The organism is Stutzerimonas xanthomarina DSM 18231, assembly GCF_900129835.1.
GTDB classification, from domain to species: Bacteria; Pseudomonadota; Gammaproteobacteria; order Pseudomonadales; family Pseudomonadaceae; genus Stutzerimonas; species Stutzerimonas xanthomarina.
The window spans coordinates 606396-627751 of record NZ_FQXA01000003.1; the positions used below are offsets into that span (position 1 = coordinate 606396).

Annotated in this window: 20 protein-coding genes and 1 pseudogene; 6 read left to right on the top strand and 15 right to left on the bottom strand. The window is 60.0% G+C overall.

The window, feature by feature from the left end:
- Positions 1-94 precede the first annotated feature (94 nt).
- The 3 genes from putP to BUE09_RS10845 all read right to left on the bottom strand — a co-directional run bounded on the left by putP (position 95) and on the right by BUE09_RS10845 (position 5970).
- A complete protein-coding gene (gene putP / locus BUE09_RS10835; RefSeq protein ID WP_073300987.1) occupies positions 95-1579 on the bottom strand; it encodes a sodium/proline symporter PutP in 1485 nt (494 codons plus the stop codon).
- Positions 1580-1785: 206 nt separating this feature from the next.
- A complete protein-coding gene (putA, locus tag BUE09_RS10840) occupies positions 1786-4947 on the bottom strand; it encodes a bifunctional proline dehydrogenase/L-glutamate gamma-semialdehyde dehydrogenase PutA (RefSeq protein ID WP_073300988.1) in 3162 nt (1053 codons plus the stop codon).
- A 267-nt stretch (positions 4948-5214) separates the two neighbouring features.
- Positions 5215-5970: a helix-turn-helix transcriptional regulator gene (locus tag BUE09_RS10845; protein WP_073300989.1), complete on the bottom strand. Its 756-nt coding sequence runs from the start codon at positions 5968-5970 to the stop codon at positions 5215-5217.
- Positions 5971-6110: 140 nt separating this feature from the next.
- Here BUE09_RS10845 and lon point away from each other — a divergent pair, with 140 nt between their 5' ends.
- The 4 genes from lon to cmoB all read left to right on the top strand — a co-directional run bounded on the left by lon (position 6111) and on the right by cmoB (position 10834).
- Positions 6111-8498 (top strand): endopeptidase La, encoded by a 2388-nt coding sequence (gene lon / locus BUE09_RS10850; protein WP_073300990.1) that lies wholly within the window; start codon positions 6111-6113, stop codon positions 8496-8498.
- Between the two features lie 143 nt (positions 8499-8641).
- Entirely contained in the window at positions 8642-9034 is a 393-nt protein-coding gene (locus tag BUE09_RS10855; RefSeq protein ID WP_073300991.1) for a protease inhibitor I42 family protein, read from the top strand.
- A gap of 97 nt (positions 9035-9131) precedes the next feature.
- Complete coding sequence (gene cmoA / locus BUE09_RS10860; protein WP_073300992.1) at positions 9132-9875, top strand: carboxy-S-adenosyl-L-methionine synthase CmoA; 744 nt, start codon at positions 9132-9134, stop codon at positions 9873-9875.
- Positions 9872-10834 (top strand): tRNA 5-methoxyuridine(34)/uridine 5-oxyacetic acid(34) synthase CmoB, encoded by a 963-nt coding sequence (cmoB, locus tag BUE09_RS10865; protein WP_073300993.1) that lies wholly within the window; start codon positions 9872-9874, stop codon positions 10832-10834. The genes cmoA and cmoB overlap by 4 nt, the downstream gene beginning before the upstream one ends.
- Here the strand turns inward: cmoB and BUE09_RS10870 are convergent.
- Positions 10831-11112, bottom strand: coding sequence for a hypothetical protein (locus BUE09_RS10870; protein ID WP_083380674.1), 282 nt, complete (start codon positions 11110-11112; stop codon positions 10831-10833). The genes cmoB and BUE09_RS10870 overlap by 4 nt on opposite strands.
- Positions 11113-11269: 157 nt before the next feature.
- Between BUE09_RS10870 and BUE09_RS10875 the strand changes: the two genes are divergently transcribed.
- A complete protein-coding gene (locus BUE09_RS10875; RefSeq protein ID WP_073301042.1) occupies positions 11270-12163 on the top strand; it encodes a LysR substrate-binding domain-containing protein in 894 nt (297 codons plus the stop codon).
- Positions 12164-12202: 39 nt separating this feature from the next.
- On the top strand, positions 12203-12409 hold the full coding sequence (locus BUE09_RS10880) for a DUF2905 domain-containing protein (RefSeq protein WP_073300994.1): 207 nt from the start codon (positions 12203-12205) through the stop codon (positions 12407-12409).
- Between the two features lie 34 nt (positions 12410-12443).
- Here the strand turns inward: BUE09_RS10880 and pdxJ are convergent, their stop codons facing one another.
- From pdxJ to BUE09_RS10935, 11 genes and pseudogenes are all read right to left on the bottom strand, one after another.
- A complete protein-coding gene (gene pdxJ, locus BUE09_RS10885) occupies positions 12444-13190 on the bottom strand; it encodes a pyridoxine 5'-phosphate synthase (RefSeq protein WP_073300995.1) in 747 nt (248 codons plus the stop codon).
- Complete coding sequence (recO, locus tag BUE09_RS10890; RefSeq protein WP_073300996.1) at positions 13183-13875, bottom strand: DNA repair protein RecO; 693 nt, start codon at positions 13873-13875, stop codon at positions 13183-13185. The genes pdxJ and recO overlap by 8 nt, the downstream gene beginning before the upstream one ends.
- 90 nt (positions 13876-13965) lie before the next feature.
- The gene (era, locus tag BUE09_RS10895; protein ID WP_073300997.1) at positions 13966-14877 is read right to left on the bottom strand and encodes a GTPase Era; all 912 of its coding nucleotides are present in this window, start codon (positions 14875-14877) and stop codon (positions 13966-13968) included.
- Positions 14870-15559: a ribonuclease III gene (gene rnc / locus BUE09_RS10900; RefSeq protein ID WP_073300998.1), complete on the bottom strand. Its 690-nt coding sequence runs from the start codon at positions 15557-15559 to the stop codon at positions 14870-14872. Before rnc ends, era begins: the two co-directional genes overlap by 8 nt.
- A complete protein-coding gene (locus tag BUE09_RS10905) occupies positions 15556-15933 on the bottom strand; it encodes a DUF4845 domain-containing protein (RefSeq protein WP_073300999.1) in 378 nt (125 codons plus the stop codon). The genes rnc and BUE09_RS10905 overlap by 4 nt, the downstream gene beginning before the upstream one ends.
- Before the next feature lie 90 nt (positions 15934-16023).
- Positions 16024-16878, bottom strand: coding sequence for a signal peptidase I (gene lepB / locus BUE09_RS10910; protein WP_073301000.1), 855 nt, complete (start codon positions 16876-16878; stop codon positions 16024-16026).
- 1 nt (position 16879) lies between these two features.
- Positions 16880-18679 (bottom strand): translation elongation factor 4, encoded by a 1800-nt coding sequence (gene lepA, locus BUE09_RS10915; protein WP_073301001.1) that lies wholly within the window; start codon positions 18677-18679, stop codon positions 16880-16882.
- A gap of 289 nt (positions 18680-18968) precedes the next feature.
- A complete protein-coding gene (locus BUE09_RS10920; protein WP_073301002.1) occupies positions 18969-19436 on the bottom strand; it encodes a SoxR reducing system RseC family protein in 468 nt (155 codons plus the stop codon).
- Positions 19433-20377, bottom strand: a complete 945-nt coding sequence (locus BUE09_RS10925) for a MucB/RseB C-terminal domain-containing protein (protein ID WP_073301003.1) — start codon at positions 20375-20377, stop codon at positions 19433-19435. The genes BUE09_RS10920 and BUE09_RS10925 overlap by 4 nt, the downstream gene beginning before the upstream one ends.
- 8 nt (positions 20378-20385) lie before the next feature.
- Positions 20386-20985, bottom strand: a complete 600-nt coding sequence (locus tag BUE09_RS10930) for a sigma-E factor negative regulatory protein (protein ID WP_073301004.1) — start codon at positions 20983-20985, stop codon at positions 20386-20388.
- A 31-nt stretch (positions 20986-21016) separates the two neighbouring features.
- Positions 21017-21262 (bottom strand): annotated as a pseudogene (locus BUE09_RS10935) (sigma-70 family RNA polymerase sigma factor); the annotation flags it as partial.
- Positions 21263-21356: the final 94 nt, after the last annotated feature.

The window sequence follows — 21356 nt, forward strand, 5'->3', positions numbered from 1 at the left end:
GCCGACCAACGGTTAACGGTTGGTCGCGGATACAAAAGAAAACCCCGCTGCCGGCATGCCGGCAGCGGGGTTTTTGGTTACGTCAGCTACTCAATCAGCGGCCTTGATATTCGCTCTCGGCGTCCTCGAAGCGCTTGATCATGCTCGGTGAGGCACCGGCTCCGACCTTGCTGAAGATCACGATGGCAAGGCTGGCGAGGATGAAGCCCGGAATGATCTCGTAAAGGCCCATACCGATGAATTCCTTCCATACCACCACAGTGACGGCACCCACGACCATGCCGGCCAGCGCGCCATTACGGGTCATGTGCTTCCACAGCAGTGAGATCAATACCACCGGCCCAAAGGCAGCACCAAAGCCCGCCCAGGCGTAGGACACCAGGCCCAGCACCTTGCTGTCCGGGTTGGAAGCGATGCCCAAGGCGATGAAGGCGATCAGCAGAACCATCGCACGACCCACCCAGACCAGTTCGGTCTGCGAGGCGTTCTTGCGCAGCATGGCTTTGTAGAAGTCCTGCGTCAGGGCGCTGGAGCTCACCAGCAGCTGTGCGCTGAGCGTACTCATCACGGCAGCCAGAACACCGGACAGGATGATGCCGGCAACCCATGGGTTGAACAGGATCTTCACCAGCTCCATGAATACCCGCTCACCGTTCTCGGAAACCGGCCCCGCGAGCTCAGGATGGCCTGCGAAGTAGGCGATGCCGAAGAAGCCCACCGCGACGGCGCCGGCTAGCGTCAGAATCATCCAGGCCATGCCGATGCGGCGGGCGTTGGGGATGGTCTTCACCGAATCGGCGGCCATGAAGCGCACCAGGATGTGCGGCTGACCGAAGTAGCCCAAGCCCCAGGCCAGCAAGGAGACGATGGCGACGAAGGACAGGCCGTTGAACATGTCGAAGGCAGCCGGGTTCTGCGTAGCAATGGTATCCATCGCAGCGCCCATGTCGCCCAGCGCAAGGATCACGAACACCGGGGTGATAAGCAGCGCGAAGATCATCAGCGTGGCTTGCACGGTGTCCGTCCAGCTGACCGCGAGGAAACCGCCGATGAACACGTAGAGGATGGTTGCAGCAGCACCGATCCATAGCGCCAGATCGTAGGGAATGCCGAAGCTGCTCTCGAACAGACGCGCACCAGCGACCACACCGGAGGCGCAGTAGATGGTGAAGAACACCAATACGACCAAAGCCGAGAAGATCCGCAACGTGCGGCTTTCGTCTTCGAAGCGGTGGGAGAAATAGTCAGGCAGGGTTAGTGCATTCTTGTTGCGCTCGGTGTGCACACGCAGACGCCCGGCGACGAACAGCCAGTTCAGCCAGGCACCGGCAATCAGGCCGATGGCGATCCAGCTTTCTGACAGGCCCGCGACGAAGATGGCCCCTGGCAGGCCCATCAGCAACCAGCCGCTCATATCCGAAGCGCCTGCCGACAGTGCAGTGACGAAACTTCCCAGGCTACGTCCCCCGAGGATGTAGTCATCGAAGTTCTTGGTGGCACGGTAGGCGATAAAGCCGATCAACAGCATGGCGCCGATGTAGATCACGAACGTGATCAAAGTGGGAGTACTGATGCTCATTTTGTTCCCTCGTTAGTTGTTGTTGATGGGCGCGAGGGTATTCCCGATCCCACCTGGCAGAGGGCGATGGCGGTTCGCGCCATCACCGGGACGGGCTCACCTGAGCCCATCAGAGGCGGAAGAGCGATCCGCCAACTGTTCTGGTTGTTCTATTGAACCGGCGGTCTCTGAACCGAGCCGCCGGCCGTTTCCTGTCGAGTCGACGATCAGTCGTCGCCCAGCGACAGTAAGGACGCGTTTCCGCCGACCGCGGTCGTGTTGGTGGAGGTGGTGCGTTCGTTGACGAAGCGCAGCAGGTAGCTCGGGCCACCGGCTTTCGGGCCAGTACCCGACAGGCCACAGCCACCGAACGGCTGCACGCCAACCACCGCACCGACCTGGTTACGGTTGACGTAGAGGTTGCCGACCCGCGCCAGCGCTTCGATGCGGGCTGCCGTTTCCTCGTTGCGGCTGTGGATACCGAGGGTCAGGCCGTAGCCGGTGGCGTTGATGTCAGCGACGATCTTCTCCAGATCTGCCGCATCGAAGCGCACTACGTGCAATACAGGGCCGAATTGCTCTTTTTTCAGCTCGTGAATCCCGCCGATTTCGAACGCCACTGGCGCGACGAAGTGACCGTTGAGGCTGCCGGGCAGCTTGGCTTCGGCGATCAGCTTGCCTTCGGCCTTGAGCTGCTGAATATGCGCCAGCAGGCCGTCACGCGCTTCGGCATCGATCACCGGGCCCAGGTCGTTCTCGCGCAAATGAGTCGGGCCGACCTTCAGCTGGTCCATCGCGCCCTTGATCAGCTCGATTACGCGATCGGCGATGTCACGCTGTACGTAGAGCACACGCAGCGCCGAGCAGCGCTGACCGGCGCTGGTGAAGGCGGAACCAACCGCATCCTTGACCACCTGCTCAGGCAGCGCGGTGGAGTCGACGATCATCGCGTTCTGGCCACCGGTTTCGGCGATCAGGGTGGCGATAGCGCCCTCCTTCTCGGCCAGCTGCCGGTTGATGATGCGCGCCGTGTCGGTGGAGCCGGTGAAGCACACGCCGACCACACGCGGATCGCGGCAGAACACGCCGCCGAGCGTGGCGCCGTCGCCCGGCAGGAAGGCAATCGCCTCCTTCGGTAGACCGGCTTCGAACATCAGTTCCAGCGCGCGCGCAGCGATCAGGCTGGTCTGCTCGGCCGGCTTGGCCAGCACGGTGTTACCGGCGACCAAGGCTGCAGTGATCTGACCGAGGTAGATCGCCAGCGGGAAGTTCCAGGGGCTGATGCAGACGAACACGCCGCGCCCTTCATGGAACAGCTCGTTACGCTCGCCGGTCGGACCTTTGAGTTCTTCGCGGCCAAGTTTCAGGCGAGCTTGCAGCGCGTAGTAACGGCAGAAATCGACCGCCTCGCGGACTTCGTCAATGCCGTCCTGCAGGGTTTTGCCGGCTTCCAGCGTGCACATGGCCATCAGCTCGGCGCGGTTGGCCTCCAGCAGATCACCAAGACGCTCTAGGATCTGTGCGCGCTGTTCGATGGGCGTGGCGTTCCAACGCGGCCAGAAGGCGGACAGGCCGTCGATGGCCTGCTTGGCCTGCTCGGCGGTAGCGAACTGCGCAGTGCCCACTTCCTGACTGAGCTGATAGGGGCAATGCACCTTGTGCGCTGTGCCGGTGAGCTTCTGCCCGCCGATCACTGGCGTGGCTTGCCACTGGCGATCGAGGAAGGTCTGGTAGGCGCTGGACAGGTCGTTCCACTGAGTCTGGATGTTCATGTTGATGCCTTGCGAGTTGGTCCGATTGCCGTACAGCGCCGGCGGAAGCGGGATGCGATGGTTGCCAAGGGTTTTGAACTGGCGCAGCTGGGTGACCGGGTGATCAATCAGGGTCTCGACCGGCACGCGCGGGTCGACCAGCTGGTGAACGAACGATGAGTTGGCGCCGTTTTCAAGCAGACGACGCACCAGATACGGCAGCAGGTCCTTGTGGGCACCGACCGGCGCGTAGATGCGCACATTCTTGCGGTATTTCTCGATCACGGTGTCGTACAGCGCATCGCCCATGCCGTGCAGACGCTGGAATTCGAACTCGCGCGGCGTCTTCAACTCGCCGACCATCGACAGGATGCAGCTGACGGTGTGCGCGTTGTGGCTGGCGAATTGCGGGTAGATCACACCGCGGGTGTGCTCGGACAGCAGGTAACGGGCGCAAGCCAGGTAGGAGGTATCGGTACCTTCCTTGCGGGTGTAGACCGGGTAACCGTCCAGGCCCTGAACCTGGCACTGCTTGATCTCGCTGTCCCAGTAGGCGCCCTTCACCAGACGCAGCGGGATACGCGCGTTCAGCTCTTTACCCAACAGGGTCAGCCAGACCAGTACCGGCAGGCAGCGCTTGGAATACGCCTGGATCACCAGACCAAACTCGCCCCAGCCGGCGATGGCCGGGTCGCGCATCAATTTTTCGTAGAGTTCCAGCGAGAGCTCGAGGCGATCGGCCTCCTCCGCGTCGATGGTGATACCGACATCCAGGCGGCGCGCCAGTATCGCCAGCTCGCGAACGCTTTCGAACAGTTCGGTGAGCACGCGCTCACGTTGAGCCACTTCATAACGCGGGTGCAGTGCAGACAGCTTAATCGACACCGACGGGCGCGGGCCAAGGCCTACCTGAGGCTCCGCGCCGACGGTTTCTACAGCCTGCCGGTAGTCAGCCATGTACTTGCGCGCATCTTCGGTGGTCAGCGCCGCTTCGCCGAGCATGTCGAAAGAATAGGTGTAGCCCTTCTCGCGCTCGGGACGGCCGTTCTTCAAGGCTTCGGAGATGGTCCGGCCAAGCACGAACTGCTTGCCCATCAGCTTCATCGCCTGATTCATCGCGGCGCGGATGACCGGCTCGCCGGAGCGCTTGACCAGGCGGCCAATGACATTTTTCGGGCGACCGTCGGAATTGTCCGGGTCGACCACCTTGCCCGTCATCACCAGGCCCCAGGCCGCGAAGTTGACCAGCACGTTGTCGCTCTGGCCGAGGTGGCGTTCCCACTCGGCGGCATTGAGCTTGTCGCGGATCAGCGCGTCGGCCGTGGCCGAATCCGGCACCCGCAGCAGCGCTTCGGCCAGGCACATCAGCATCAGGCCTTCATGCGTATCCAGGCTGTACTGGCGCAGCAGCGCGTCGAGGGTGTCGACGGCGTTATCTCGGCCGCGCACGGCTTCGATCAGGCCGCGTGCTTCGCGGCGAATGGCTTCGATGCCCGCCTCGCCCGGATCAGCCAGTTGCAACAGCTCGTTCAGGTAGGCCGCCTCGTCAACGCTGTAATTGGCGCTGATGGCGGGGAAGAATTCGGCGGCTTTCAGGTTGGCGAAATCGCCCTGCAAGACTTGACCGGCTTTGAACATCGCGCCGCTCCTCTCGTGGAGTGTTGTTGTGTTAAATCAGGCCCGACGGGACGCTCACACCAATGATGGCGCTGCGCTGGCCGCCGAACGGGGTAGTCGAATCTAAGGCGAGAGGGTTCCGCGTTGTTGCAGATAGCTACGGAAGTTTTACAAAAAGCTACGGGCTTTCATGGCTGAAAAAATGCATTCATAAAAAGCTTGTTAGATAGGCGCAGAAAATGTCGACTGCAAACAGAAAAACGCACCAATGCGGTGCGCTCCGCTGTTCTAGCCTTCACTGCGTCGCAGCTTTTTAGGCGTCAGCCCCAGATATCGGCGTGTCGCCGTCGTCAATGCGCTCTGACTTGAAAAACCGCACTCCTCGGCAATCCGAACCAAGGGCAACGGGCTCTCGCGTAGCAACCGTGCAGCACGGTTGAGGCGGCTTTTGAGCAGGTATTGATGCGGCGTCAGGCCGACGCTGTCCTTGAATTGCGCGTGAAAATGGCTGGGGCTCAGGCAGACGACCTGCGCCAACTCGGCGACAGTAATCCGCCGCGCCAGATTGCTTTCGATGTGTGCATCCAGCCGGGCAACATCCAGTGGACCGGTCGGCTGGCGCGTGCCTTCGCCGAACACCCGCAGGTGCAACGCACGCAACAGCACGCCACCCAGCGCCCGCGCCAGCAACGGGTCACTGCCGTAGCGAGCCAGCTCGGCACCCGCATAGTTCAGCAGGTTGTGGAAGTCTGCATCGAGCGCGGGATAACGCGGTGTTTCGAACAACTGCGCCAGCAGGCGTGGGTCGTCGGCACTCATATCCTGCTCATCGAGATCGATGATGAGCATGCGGTTATCGCCCTTGCCAGCAAACTCGTGTCCAGCGTATCCCGGTACCAGACAGGCACGCATACGGCAGACCTCACCACCAGAGCCATCCACCTCAAACTCCGCACTGCCCGATAGCGACATGACCAACTGGTGGTAGTCGTGAGCGTGTTCGTGAGCCTGATCATCGAGGCGAAGCAGACGTGCGTTGAGCATGGCGAGGTACCTGACGTGTTGCCGCACTCTACCGGAGGCAAACCCGTTTTTACAGCCAGCCCAAAGGTCGAAGGCTCGATAGGATTGAAATCATTTGTCGGATACCCATCTAAAGAGCACGTACTCGCCACAGGTGCCGCATGAACGACGACATCCATCAGGACCTCGAACAGGATCATTCATCTACCGGACTGGTGCTGCCTGACCAGGACCTGCCCGACAAGCTGTACATCGTCCCGATTCACAACCGGCCCTTCTTCCCGGCTCAGGTGCTGCCGGTCATTGTCAACGAAGAGCCCTGGGCCGAAACCCTGGAATTGGTCTCCAAAACGCCGCATCAGCGCCTGGCCCTCTTTTATATGGATACGCCGGCGCAAGACGCCGCCAGCTTTGATCCGGACAGCCTGCCCGAGCACGGCACCATGGTTCGCGTGCATCACGCGTCGAAGGAAGGCGGCAAGCTGCAGTTCGTAGCCCAGGGCCTTGCACGCGTGCGGATACGCGGCTGGTTGCGGCGCAAGCCGCCGTATCTGGTGGAAGTGGACTACCCGCAAAGCGACGAAGACCCACGTGACGAGGTGAAGGCCTACGGCATGGCACTGATCAACGCGATCAAGGAGCTGCTGCCGCTCAACCCGCTGTATAGCGAAGAGCTGAAGAACTACCTCAACCGTTTCAGCCCGAACGCACCATCACCGCTGACCGATTTCGCCGCCGCACTGACCACTGCGCCAGGCCCGGAACTGCAGGGAGTGCTCGATACCGTGCCGGTGCTCAAGCGCATGGAAAAGGTCCTGCCGCTGCTGCGCAAGGAGGTCGAGGTCGCCAAGCTGCAGAAGGAACTGACCGGCGAAGTGAACCGCAAGATCGGCGAACGCCAGCGTGAGTTCTTCCTCAAGGAGCAGCTGAAGATCATCCAGCAGGAACTCGGCATCACCAAGGATGACCGCAGCGCCGACGCCGACGAGTTTCGCTCGCGTCTGGAAGGCAAGGTCGTGCCACCCGCGGCACAGAAACGCATCGACGACGAATTGCAAAAGCTATCAGTGCTGGAAACCGGATCGCCGGAATATGCCGTCACTCGAAATTACCTCGACTGGGCCACCTCCATGCCTTGGGGCCTCTACAGCGAGGACAAGCTCAACCTGAACCATGCGCGCAAAGTGCTCAATGCGCACCACGCGGGTCTTGACGACATCAAGGATCGCATCATCGAGTTTCTCGCCGTCGGCGCCTTCCGTGGCGAAATTTCCGGCTCCATCGTGCTGCTGGTGGGCCCGCCAGGTGTGGGCAAGACCAGCATCGGCAAGTCCATCGCCGAGTCCCTCGGGCGCCGTTTCTATCGCTTCAGCGTCGGCGGCATGCGTGACGAAGCAGAGATCAAAGGCCACCGGCGTACCTATATCGGCGCCCTGCCTGGCAAGCTGGTCCAGGCGCTGAAAGAAGTTGAGGTGATGAACCCGGTGATCATGCTCGACGAGGTCGACAAGCTCGGCAGCAGCCACCAGGGCGACCCGGCGTCGGCGCTGCTGGAGACCCTCGACCCCGAACAGAACGTCGGCTTTCTCGACCATTACCTCGATCTACGCCTGGACCTGTCCAAGGTGCTGTTCGTCTGCACCGCCAACAGCCTTTATTCGATTCCGGGTCCGCTGCTCGACCGCATGGAAATCATCCGCTTGTCCGGCTACATCACCGAGGAGAAGCTGGCCATCGCCAAGCGCCACCTCTGGCCGCGACAGTTGGAGCGCGCCGGCGTACCCAAGGCCCGTCTGGCGATCAGCGACAGCGCATTGCGCAGTCTGATCGAAGGCTATGCGCGGGAAGCGGGTGTACGTCAGCTGGACAAGCAACTCGGCAAAGTGGTGCGCAAGGCGGTGGTCAAGTTGCTCGACGAGCCCGAGAGCAAGATCAAGATCAAGATTGGTCCGAAAGATGTCGAAAGCTACCTGGGCATGCCGTTTTGGCACCCGGAGCAGCTGCTCACCGGCGTTGGCGTCGTCACCGGTCTGGCCTGGAACAGCATGGGTGGCGCCACGCTGCCCATCGAGGCGACGCGTATCCATACGCTCAACCGCGGCTTCAAGCTCACCGGCAAGCTCGGCGATGTGATGAAAGAGTCGGCCGAAATCGCCTTCAGCTACGTGAACTCCCACCTGAAGGAGTTCAAGGGCGACCCGAAATTCTTCGACCAGGCTTTCGTACACATGCACGTGCCTGAAGGCGCCACACCTAAGGACGGCCCCAGCGCCGGCATCAGCATGGCGAGCGCCCTGCTCTCGCTGGCACGCAACCAGGCACCTAAAAAAGGTGTGGCCATGACCGGTGAGCTGACCCTGACCGGGCTGGTCCTGCCCATCGGCGGATTGCGGGAAAAGGTAATCGCCGCGCGGCGCTTGAAGCTCTACGAGCTGATCATTCCCGAGCTGAACCGGGGTGACTTCGAAGAACTGCCGGATTACCTCAAAGAAGGGCTGACGATGCATTTCGCCAAGCGCTTCAGCGACGTGGTCAAGGTCCTGTTCTGACAAAGCGGGGCCGTGGACCATGCGCCACGGCCCCGCGGCCTGGATCCTCTGCCAGCCGAGAATGGCTTTACGCGCGCGACTTCGGGTCTTATGGTTCAACCGACGCCCGAGCGTTTCCTTTCCCTTGTTTGAGTCGGTCGCCTATGTCCGTAACCCGTCTGCTGTCGTCGTTTGCCCCTTTGTTCCTGCTCGCCGGCTGCGCCAGTGCCCCGCCCAGCAGTATCGCGCTGAGCGACGATACTGACTGTCCGCTGACCGTGCAGCCCGGCCAGATGCTGATCCTGAGCCTGCCAAGCAACCCCACCACGGGTTATCGCTGGAACCTGCGCGAGGTTTCGAGCAACCAGCTGAAAAGCCTCGGCCCGGAAGTGTTCAGCTCGCCCAAGAGTGACGTCATTGGCGGCGATGGCCTGTCTACCTGGCGCTTCGAGGCGGCCGAGGCCGGCAGCGGCCGCCTCTACCTCACCTATCAGCGCCCCTGGGAAGCTGACGCCGAACCGGCTGGGCTGTTCGACTGTCGAGTCGAAGTCGAATAGCCGGGAGCGGGCACCGGCCGTCCACTCGGGCACGGCCATCGGCGCGGCTTTCCGCTACAATGCCGCCCCCTGTTTTTCAGCCTGCCCAGACGCCACCGTGAGCCACGAACCCGATCGCCTGTTCGCCCAGCCCCTCGCCCAGCCCCAGGACTTCGTCTTCAACGAGGATGTGGTGCGGGTGTTTCCCGACATGATCAAGCGCTCGGTGCCGGGCTACCCCACCATCGTCGAGAACATCGGCGTGTTGGCGGCGCAGTTCGCCCAGCCAAATACCTGCCTGTATGACCTCGGCTGCTCGCTGGGTGCGGTGACACAAGCGCTGCGTCGACACGTCAAGACCGATAACTGTCAGGTGATTGCCGTCGATAACTCTGCGGCGATGGTCGAGCGCTGCCGTGAGTATCTGCACGGGCAGGATTCGATGTTCCAGGAGCTGCTCCCGGTTGAAGTGATCGAAGCCGACGTGCTCGCGCTCCAGTTCCAATCCGCCTCGCTGGTCGCTCTCAACTTCACCCTGCAGTTCATCCCGCCTGAACAGCGACCTGAGCTGCTCGGCGCCATTCGCCAGGCGCTGGTGCCGGGCGGCGCACTGATCCTCTCGGAAAAGCTGCGCTTCGAAGACGAGCAGGAACAAAATCTGCTGACGGATCTGCACATCGCCTTCAAGCGTGCCAATGGCTACAGCGAGCTGGAAATTGCGCAGAAACGCAGCGCTATCGAGAACGTGATGAAACCCGACAGCCTGGAAACCCATCGCCAGCGATTGCTGGACGCCGGTTTTTCCAAAGTCGTGCCCTGGTTCCAATGCCTGAATTTTGCCTCCCTGATTGCCCTGCCATGAATCTCGACCTGACTCCCCTCGCCTGGCGCCTGGCCGGCACCCCACTGGCGGCTTGGGCCAACGGCTTGCAAGCGCAACTCGATGCCAAACTCGCGATTGGCCACGGCGACCTGCCGCGCTGGCGGCGTGCCGTCGAAGCGCTGCCGGATATCCAGCCTAGCGGGGTGGAGCTGCGTGATGTCTTCCGATTGGAAGCCGACTGCGACGAAGCCGTACGCGCCGTCACGCACGATGCCCTGTTCGGCCTGTCGCCCTGGCGCAAGGGGCCCTTCGATGTGTTCGGCGTGCATGTCGATACCGAATGGCGCTCGGACTGGAAGTGGGACCGCGTTGCGCCGCATTTGAACCTGGCCGGCAAGCGCATCCTCGATGTCGGCTGCGGCAACGGTTATTACATGTGGCGTATGCTCGGTGCCGGCGCCGACTCGGTTGTCGGTATCGACCCGAACTGGCTGTTCTTCTGCCAGTTCCACGCTATGAAGCGCTACCTTGCCGAACACCCTGTCTGGCATCTGCCGATGGCCTTGGAGGAACTGCCGGCGAAGCTCGAAGGCTTCGACACGGTGTTTTCCATGGGCGTGCTTTACCATCGGCGCTCTCCCATCGATCACCTGTTGGACCTGAAGGACTGCCTGCTCAAGGGTGGCGAGTTGGTCTTGGAAACGCTGGTAGTTGAAGGAAATGAGCACACCGCTCTGGTTCCCGAAGACCGCTACGCGCAGATGCGCAACGTCTGGTTCCTGCCCTCGGTAGCCGCGCTGGAATGCTGGCTGCGCCGCGCCGGTTTCGTCGATGTGCGATGCGTGGATGTCAGCATCACCAGCGTCGAGGAGCAGCGCAGTACCGACTGGATGCGCTATCAGTCGCTCCCCGAATTCCTCGATCCCAAGGATCACAGCCGGACCATCGAAGGACTCCCGGCGCCCATGCGCGCCGTCCTTGTTGCGCGCAAACCCTAGCGTCCGCGCTCGCAACGCTGCTCCTCCACCGCCTGGCGCAGCGACATCTGCAGTTTTTCAATGAGCCGCGGGCGGCTCAGGTCACGCATGCGCAGCTGTCTATCACTGAGCCTTAGCAGGCGCTGGTACAGGCGCCGTTTGCGCCAAGCGACGAACCAGTCAATTACCGCCTGCTGAAGTTCAACGGGCCACATCGCTGGCATATAGAAGTCCGGCATCGGCGGACGGGGCCGATCATCGGTCCTATTGCACTGTTGCTGCTGTTCAGAATGACGCATCGCATCCTCCTGCTTTCGCGAGCGTGCATGGGCGCACCCGATGCCTGCCGACCGACTTGTGGCCGGCAGAAACAGATTGAGTGCGCTTGACGATTCAGACAAACGACTACAATAGAACCGTCGGTTCAGAAAAATTGAAGACCAATCTATGCCCGGTATGCCCGAAGACCTCCCCCAGTCCGCCATGCCCCTGCTTGAGATCGATGTGTTGCGCACCTTCGTGTCCATCGCCGAAAGCGGTAGTTTCACGCGTGCGGCAGGGCAGATATTCCGCACCACCTCGGCCGTCAGCATGCAAATCAAACGGCTCGAGACCATGCTCGGTTGCACGCTGTTCATCCGTGAAGCTCGACGCATCGCACTCACCGATGAAGGCGAAAAACTACTCGGTTACGCGCGGCGCCTGCTCAAGCTCAATGAAGAAACGGTCAATGCATTCATCTTGCCGCGGCTGAACGGGCGGGTTCGTTTCGGTACCCCGGCGGACATCGGCACGCACATCCTGCCTGGACTGCTGTCCCTGTTCGCCCGCACCCACCCGGGGATCGAGGTGAATGTCTCGGTGGGCCGCAGTGTCGACATGATCCAGCGTATCGACGCCGGCGAGCTGGACGTCGCGCTCATCAGCGTCGGCAACCTCGGCCAGGACGACTCGCGCGGCGAGGCCATCCACAGCGAACCCCTGGTCTGGGCCGGCCGAGCCGGCGGCGTCGCGGTCGAGCGCAACCCGTTGCCGCTCGCCCTGTCGAGCCCCGAATGCGCGTGGCGGCGTCAGGCGATGGACGCACTGGACCGTGCCGGCCGCCCCTATCGCATCGCCTATTCCAGCGAGCAATGCGCTGGGCAGGAAGCGGCGATGATCGCCGACCTAGCAGTGGCGCCGTATCCGTTAAGCCTGATCAGGCCACCGCTGAGGCGGTTGGAAGAAGGCGACAGCCTGCCGACCCTCGGTGAATATCAGATCAAATTGCTTTGCGCTGCTGGACGCAGCGAGGCGGTGGACGTGCTATCCCGGCATGTCATCGCAGCGTTTGCCGCCTACCACAAATAACCGGCCCAACCGCCACGGCAATACAAAAGCGGAGACACCATGGCGAAATGGCTAATTGCCGCAGGCTTGCTGCTGCTTCTGCTCGGTTTGATTCTGCATTACGCGCCGGGCCTGCTGAGCTGGTTCGGCAAGCTGCCCGGCGACATCCGCATCGACTCGGAACGCAGCCGGACATTCATTCCCTTCACGTCGATGATCATCCTAAGCGTGCTGCTGACGATTCTGCTGAATCTATTCAGACGATAAAGCAAGCCGCCGTACAGCGGATCGCCCTGAGGCCTCAGCCACGCGCCGAAGCGCTGAGGATGAGGTGCTTCATTTCTTTGACGGCCTGTTTGAAACCGACGAACAGCGCATGGGCGACGATCGCATGACCGATGTTCAGCTCATTGACGCCTCGGATCGCGGCTATCGCTTCAGCATTGTGGTAGTGCAAACCGTGGCCCGCATTGACGATCAAACCATGGCTCAAGCCGGACTCCACACCGTCGCGAATGCGCGCAAGCTCACAGGCCCGCTCAGCCACGCCGTGCGCATCGGCATAACGTCCGGTGTGCAGCTCAATCGCCGGCGCACCTACCCGAGCGGCGGCTTCGATCTGACGCGGATCGGCATCAATGAACAGCGACACCTCCGCACCGCAGGCGGCCAGGCGGTTGACCGCGTCGCGTATCCGAGCCTCCTGTCCCGCAACATCCAGACCGCCTTCGGTGGTGAGTTCCTGACGGGTTTCAGGCACCAGGCAAACGTGTTCAGGGCGCAGCTGCTCTGCAAACAGCAACATCGCCTCAGTCACGCCCATCTCAAAGTTCATTCGCGTCTGCAGCGCATCCTTCATCATCAGCACGTCACGCTCCTGGATGTGCCGACGATCCTCGCGCAGGTGTACCGTAATGCCGTCGGCCCCGGCCTCTTCGGCATCCAGGGCAGCCTTGACGGGGTCCGGGTAGCGAGTACCGCGCGCCTGGCGCAGAGTGGCGACATGATCAACGTTGACGCCGAGCAGGATTCGATTAGCTTCAGTCACGCGGGACCTCCTTGATATTCATGAACAGTTCGCGGCTTACTAACGGTCGGCCGCCCAGATGCGGCGCTAACGCCTGGCGCATGAGTCTTTTCGCGGCGGCCAGCGCCCCCGGCACATTCCAATCGGCTTCCGCCATCGCCAGGAGTTCCGCCCCGTTGAACAGACCAGGCTGGAATTGGCCGACAGGCTCCAGCCCGGTGTCTGGCAGCAGGCGGTAGAGCCCGGCTCCAGCAATCGGCTGCCCGGCAATGTCGGTGTCCAGCGCAAAGCCGTAGCCAAGCTCGGTCAGCAAGCGCCATTCGAACGAACGAAGAATCGGTTCCAGGGGGCGTTTCGCTGCCAGCGCCGGCAAACTTGCCGCGTAGTGATCGAACATGACAGGGTGAGCGTCTTCAGCCGGCAGCAAGCGAATCAGCAGCTCATTCAGGTACATACCGCTGAACAGCGCATTGCCATCGAGCCAGTATGCCTGGCCAGCGCTGTCCAGCCGTCCGACATTTTTCAGCTCCCCGCGGCCACGAAATTCGACCTCGAGCGGCACGAAGGGACGCGCCAAGGTGCCTGCCTTGCCGCGTGCACCGCGCAACACTGCCCGCAGCCGCCCTTCGGGCGTGAAGAAATCCACAAGCGCGCTGCTTTCGCGATAGGGCCGACTGTGCAGCACGAAGGCGGTCTGAGCGGACATTGACTGAAGCTCGCGGACAGAGACGGGACAAGTGTCTGAAGTCCGACCGCTAAAAGCTGTAGCCGTCGGACAGGTGTCGCGGGACGAGCGTCAGCTGTAGCCGAGCGAGTGCAGTGCGCGTTCGTCGTCGGACCAGCCGCTCTTCACCTTTACCCAGAGATTGAGCATGACCTTGGAGTCGAACAGCACTTCCATGTCCTTGCGCGCCTCCTGGCCGATACGCTTGATGCGTTCGCCCTTGTCGCCAATGATGATTTTCTTCTGGCCGTCGCGTTCGACGAGGATCAGCGCATGAATATGCAGCACGTGGCCCTGCTGCTTGAAGTCTTCAATCTCGACGGTGATCTGGTAGGGCACTTCTGCGCCGAGCTGGCGCATAATCTTCTCGCGTACCAGCTCCGCGGCCAAGAAGCGGCTGCTACGGTCGGTGATCTGGTCTTCGGGGAAGAAGTGCTCGCCCTCGGGCAGGTGGGAGGCCACCAGCTTCTCGAATACATCCAGATTCTGCCCGTGCTGGGCGGAGATCGGCACGATCTCGGCTCTAGGCAGTTGCTGAGCCAGCCATTCGAAATGTGGCAGTAATTCGCCCTTATCTTCGACGCGATCAGTCTTGTTCACCGCAACGATGACCGGACCTTCGACGTACTGGACACGTTCGAGCACCAGCTGATCCTCATCGGTCCAGCGGGTACGATCAACAACGAAGACGACGACATCAACATCCTTCAGCGCTGAAGAGGCAGTGCGGTTCATATAGCGGTTCAGTGCCGTCTCGCCATTCTTATGCAGGCCGGGCGTATCGACATACACCGCCTGAACGGCGCCTTCGGTCTTGATACCCAGCATGTTGTGACGAGTTGTCTGCGGCTTGCGCGAGGTGATCGCGAGCTTCTGTCCCAGGACGTGGTTGAGCAGGGTCGACTTGCCCACGTTAGGCCTTCCGACGATGGCTACATAGCCGCAGCGGGTGACGTTTTCACCTTCAATTCGTTCATCAGTCATTACCGTTCTCCACGCCCAGCGCAATCAATGCCGAGGCAGCGGCAACCTGTTCGGCAATACGCCGGCTAGCACCGTGCCCTTGAGTCTTCTCATTGAGCAACGATATCTGGCATTCGACGAAAAAGGTTCGGCAATGCGGTTCGCCCTGGATCGCTACTACTTCGTACTTGGGTAGTTCGCATGCGCGCGATTGCAGAAACTCCTGCAGCCGGGTCTTCGGATCCTTGTTGGTATCAACGAGCGTAAGCCCCTCCAACTCGTTGGCAAGCCAGGCAAGCACGCGATCACGCGCCGCATCTATCCCTGCATCCAGGTAGATCGCACCGATCAGGGCTTCCAGCGTATCGGCGAGGATCGACTCGCGGCGAAAACCACCGCTTTTCAGCTCGCCGGAACCGAGCCGCAGGTATTCGCCGAGCTCAAAGCCTCGGGCAAGAACTGCCAGCGTTTCACCTTTAACCAGGCGTGCCCGAAGACGAGAGAGTTGCCCCTCCTTGGCCTGAGGAAAATGGTTGAACAGCGCCTCGCCGGCGATGAAGTTGAGAATGGCATCGCCGAGAAACTCCAGACGCTCATTGTTGCGTCCGGCATAGCTGCGATGCGTCAGAGCCAGGAGCATCAGCTCCTGGTCCTTGAATTGATATCCGAGCCTGCGCTCGAGACGGGCTAACGAAGTGCTCACGGCATCCTTAGGCGATATTCTTTATCGAAGTTCGCCACCAGATCGAGATTGCGGATCAGGGGCTCGCGTTTTTCATAGTCCAAGTGGACCTTGAACTCGTTATTTTCAATCACGACCTGCATCGCCTCTTCGAGGTCCAGGTCGCGAATACCATTGACGTCCATGCCTTTGCGTACATGGCTATAGAAATCTCGCACGGTGCGGATGTCCAGCGCCTTGTCACTTTCGACCCCGGAAATGATCTTGTCCATCGACATATAGTCGAAGTAATGCGGCAGCATCTTAAATGCGGTACTGGCAAAAAAAGCGACCAGCGCCAGCACCATGATCCAGCTCAGCATGGACAGCCCTTTTTGCGAACGAGCGAAACTCATGTCGACCTCTATGTCGTACGTAACCCGCGGATCGGGGCTGTGCAAATATAACGGCACGGCTCGCTGGAACCCGGGCCCTGATTCACAGACTCAGTGAATCAATCCTACGCGCGAAAAGTGCGGCAGGTTGCTGAACTTCGGATCTGGCCAGCTCATCCATACGGCGAAGGCCTTGCCGACAATGTTGCGGTCTGGAACCATGCCGGCGAACTCCGCTGGAATCGCAGCATCGTGCCAATAGCGGCTGTCGTTGGAATTGTCGCGGTTGTCGCCCATCATGAAGTAATGGCCTTCCGGAACCTGCCACTCGCGGTTGGGTTCGACCCGATAGCGGGCCATTTCCTTGCGAATGAGGTGCTCCACCTCGCCAAGCTTTTCCTGATAAAGCTTGGCGCTGCCCAGACTTCCAGGCTCTTCGCCAATCAGCATTTCAGGTACCAGCTCGCCGTTGATGCTTAACCGCTTGTCGCTACTGTAGCGAATCACATCGCCAGGCAGGCCTATGACGCGCTTGATGTAATTTATGTTGGGATCACTGGGGTAACGAAACACCATGACATCGCCACGCTGCGGATCACTGACCTCGATTATCTTGGTGTCGACCACCGGTAGTCGGATGCCATAGGCGAACTTGTTGACCAGGATAAAGTCGCCAACCTCGAGTGTCGGGATCATCGACCCCGATGGAATCTGGAACGGTTCGATCAGAAACGAGCGCAATACCAGCACGATCGCAAGAACCGGGAAAAACGATTTGCCATATTCGATCAGAACCGGCTCTCTGTTCAAAGCGTCGAGCGTCGACTGATCGGGCTCCCGAGTCTGGCCTTCGTAGTTGGCGATCGCAGCCCTACGCCGAGGCGCGAACACAAGCAAATCGAGCAGCGCAAGAAAACCGCACACAGCAACGGCAATGACCAGCACCAGCGGGAAATTGATCGACATATCAACTATCTACCTTGAGCACGGCGAGGAAGGCTTCTTGCGGGATTTCCACGTTGCCGACCTGCTTCATCCGCTTCTTACCGGCCTTTTGCTTTTCAAGAAGCTTGCGCTTACGACTCACATCACCGCCGTAGCACTTCGCCAAAACGTTCTTGCGCAAGGCCTTTACGGTGCTGCGCGCGACAATCTGGCCGCCCAGCGCGGCCTGGATGGCGACGTCGAACATCTGTCTAGGGATCAGCTCCTTCATCTTCTCGACAAGAATCCGCCCTTTGTAATGCGCATTATCGCGGTGCACGATAAGTGCGAGCGCGTCGACCTTGTCACCGTTGATCAGGATATCCAGGCGGGTGAGATTGGCTGACTGGAAGCGTTCGAAGCTGTAATCCAGCGAGGCGTAGCCACGACTGACTGATTTGAGCCGATCGAAAAAGTCGAGCACCACTTCGCTCATTGGCAGGTCATAGCGCACCTGGACCTGGCTTCCGAGAAACTGCAGGTCGTGCTGGACGCCCCGCTTTTCGATGCATAGCGTAATAACGCTGCCAAGATGCTCCTGGGGCACGAGTATGTTGGCCCGAACGATGGGCTCACGCATATCTTCAATCGACGAGAGATCCGGCAGTTTGGACGGGCTATCGACGTAGACAGTCTCGCCATTCTTCAACAACAGCTCATAAACCACGGTCGGCGCCGTGGTGATCAGGTCCAGGTCATACTCACGCTCGAGGCGCTCCTGAATGATCTCCATGTGCAGCATGCCGAGGAAGCCGATACGGAAGCCGAACCCAAGCGCGTCTGAACTCTCCGGCTCGTACTGCAGTGCCGCATCGTTAAGCGTGAGCTTTTGCAGTGCTTCCCGGAAATCTTCGAAATCGTCCGAGCTTACCGGAAACAGACCCGCATAGACCTGCGGCTTGACCCGCTTGAAACCAGGCAGCATCTCGACGTCGGGCGTGTTCGACAGGGTAAGCGTGTCGCCAACCGGAGCACCGTGGATATCCTTGATACCCGCGATGATAAAGCCGACTTCGCCAGCCTTGAGGTCCGCCGTGCTGGTGTGTTTCGGGTTGAACACACCCACGCTATCGACCTGGTGCACCTTGCCAGTGGACTTGACCAGAACCTTGTCACCCTTCTTGATCCGACCATGACGAACACGGACCAGCGAAACGACACCAAGGTAGTTGTCGAACCAGGAATCAATGATCAGCGCCTGCAGCGGCGCATCGATTTCGCCCGTCGGTGCGGGAATGACTGCCACCAGACGCTCAAGCACATCGTCTACACCCATCCCGCTTTTGGCGCTGCACGCCACCGCGTCAGTAGCATCGATACCGATGATATGTTCGATTTCGTCTTTGACCTTGTCTGGATCGGCCTGCGGCAGATCCATCTTGTTCAGCACAGGCATGACTTCCAAGCCCTGCTCGATGGCCGTATAGCAGTTGGCTACCGACTGCGCTTCCACACCCTGCCCGGCATCAACGACTAGCAACGCACCCTCGCACGCGGCCAGCGAGCGACTGACCTCATAGGTGAAATCCACGTGGCCTGGGGTGTCGATGAAGTTCAGCTGGTAAGTGTTGCCGTCCTTCGCCTTGTAGTACAGCGTGACGCTGTGCGCCTTGATAGTGATGCCTCGTTCGCGTTCGAGGTCCATCGAATCAAGCACCTGGGCGTTCATTTCACGCTCGGTCAAGCCGCCGCACATCTGAATAAAACGGTCAGCCAGGGTCGACTTGCCATGATCGATGTGCGCGATGATAGAAAAATTGCGGATATGACTCAGGTCGCTCACAGCTCAACACTCAATACGTCGCGGGCCGATTGCCCGCCGAAAATAGCCGTAAAGTGTACCTGATAGGTCTATCCAGTGCCACGCTGGTCACCGGAACCTGCTTTCAAGGTGCCAAGCAGCCGACAAGTCGAACGGACAAACAATAGGAAGATCGAAAATGCCCAGTTCGGCGCAGATATCAGCACATGATCGAAGAATCGAATCGGCAACCGCCCCTGATCGGGGTACAAAAAGCGAGACGAGCCCAAAGAACCAAAAGCAACTATCTGAAGCCTATATCGGACGGTTGCTATATACAGACTGTTTGATCAGCAGGCGCAACTGCCATCGTCGCTCGCAGGACAACTGGCTGCAGCTCTGGGTCTGAAGCTGTGTCTCGGCTGCGTTTGTATACGATCAACCAAGAAATGGCGAAACCGCAAACACCCGCCAGCATGACATATGCCTCGGCAGCTGAAAGTGCCGAAGCAATGGCAGCCGATACCAATAATGCAATCAAGGGAAATAGGTAGACAAGCGCAGCACCACGAAGCAACGCGCGCTCCCGCACACCGATTACAACGCCGTCCCCAACACTAAGATGGAGGTCTGATAACGCGAGCGTCAATCCACGACGTTCACGAACACCGAGCCTGTCCATAACGCCCTGCCCACAGCCGTTCTTGACAGAACAGCCGGAACAGGTGCTGCCGCGTTTCGTCTCAACCCAAACTGCGCCGACTGCCACCGCAACTACGCGTCCCGACTCCTCGATCATTGCGTTGCCTGGCCGGCTCCGGAGCGCATAGACAAGGCAATTCGCTCCGCAGTGCCTAGCGGGACTTCCCCGACGACAGTAACCATGACGTCGCCGTCAGCTGTTGAAATACGCTTCGAGACGGCCACCGTTGGCCCCATCTGACTGCGCGCGTCTTCAACTACAGCACCGCCTAGAGGTTCGATAAATACCGACACGCGAGCTATTCCGTCGCCATAAGACAACCAGGTCACCGACTCTTTTGAGGCAGGACTGGAACGCACGTCCGAGTCGATCAGCTGAAACCCGTCCGGCAACCAATCAGAGCGCCATTTCGTTGACGTCGCTTCCTTTTGCTCCGCAGCAAGCGAGACCGGCTTGCAATCAGCGCCGCCCTTCAGATCGGAGGGCGCCGCAGAGCCTGGCGCAAAATGGGTGAACTGAAAGCGCTCAAGCAATTGCCCACTTTCGTCAAGCAACAATGATTTAAGCGGCAGGTAGGTTTCTCGATCGAGATGCAACTCGAAGCCATAGCGGTGCTGATCACGGGGACGTATGGCCAGTGCAACCGTAGGGCGTCCTGCAACTCGGGATTCACCAATGACTTGAAAGTCGTACCATTTGGAAAGAACGTCCGGCTCCAGCTGCTGTCGCCATGGCGTGATTTCCCGCACTTGCGACGCCATGTCTTCAGTCGCGCATTGAATCTTCCCGTTCAGCAGCACGACCTCTGCAGCTGGACCATCCAGCTGCAACAACCGCTCACGCAACTGTTGCTCATCTGCCAGCTGCCAGACAGCATGGCTAGAAAAGCTACCGTTTCGCTCATAGACGAAGGTGCCTTGGTAACTTTGTTTTTTCTCAGCGGCAGCAAGACGCTGCATCAAGACGTCGGCCTCAGCAGCAAAGGCCGGCATCGATAGCCAGCCTCCGAGCACCACAAACAGCGGTATTACACGCATGTTGTTCCTTAACGATCTTCCATGCTGGCAGCACGAGCATAGGGCAGCGCACTTTCCGAACCGCTACCGAAAGCGGCCTGCTGAGCATGCTGACGTACGTAAGCTGGCAATCTCTTTTCATGCCAGCTGTCAGTCGACGCCTCCGCTCCCGTTACCTGAGCACCCGGAACGACCGCACCCTCGCTATAGCCTGCCAACACGGCTGGCCCCTGGCTGGCCTGCGGCACTGCGATGCTAGGCTGCGCAGGCTGCTGAGCGATCTGGGGACCGGCTACTTCGCTTTGGTTGTACAGACGCACGCCCGCCAACACAGCAACGGTGACCGAAGCCGCAACAGCAAGACGACCTACATTCTTCCAAGCCGAGCGCTGTGGCTTGGTCGCTGTCATGGCAGGCTCGTCGGCCAAAGCGGCCGAGACTGCCGCAGCGATATCCATACGAGGCTCGATCAGTTCCTTGTGCATTGCGGCACGGGCAATCTGGTAGCGCGACCAGGTCGATCGCATTTCATTGTCGCCCTCTGCGGCGAGCACTCGACGTATTTCTAACTCGTCCGCTTCGTTATCCATCACCGCGGACAGCGATTCATGCAGGGCTTCACGACTCATGGCGGTTCCTCTCTTGGCTATCGCCGCTGTCTCAGGATTCATGCAACAAGGGTTGCAATGCTTTATCGATGGCTTCCCGCGCTCGGAATATCCGTGAGCGGACCGTACCCACCGGACACTGCATGACGTTTGCAATGTCTTCATAACTAAGACCATCAAATTCACGCAGTGTTAGAGCCGTACGCAAATCTTCTGGAAGTTGCTGGATAGTTCTATGAACTGTGTCTTCTATTTCATCCCTGAGAAGCGCTCGCTCCGGCGACTCGATATCCTTAAGGATGGTCTGAAGTAGTCAGGTATTTCTGGCTGACTCCAGCCCTTGCCGATTTCAAAACGGTGATTCGGCTAAAAAACGATCAAATCATCCCCTC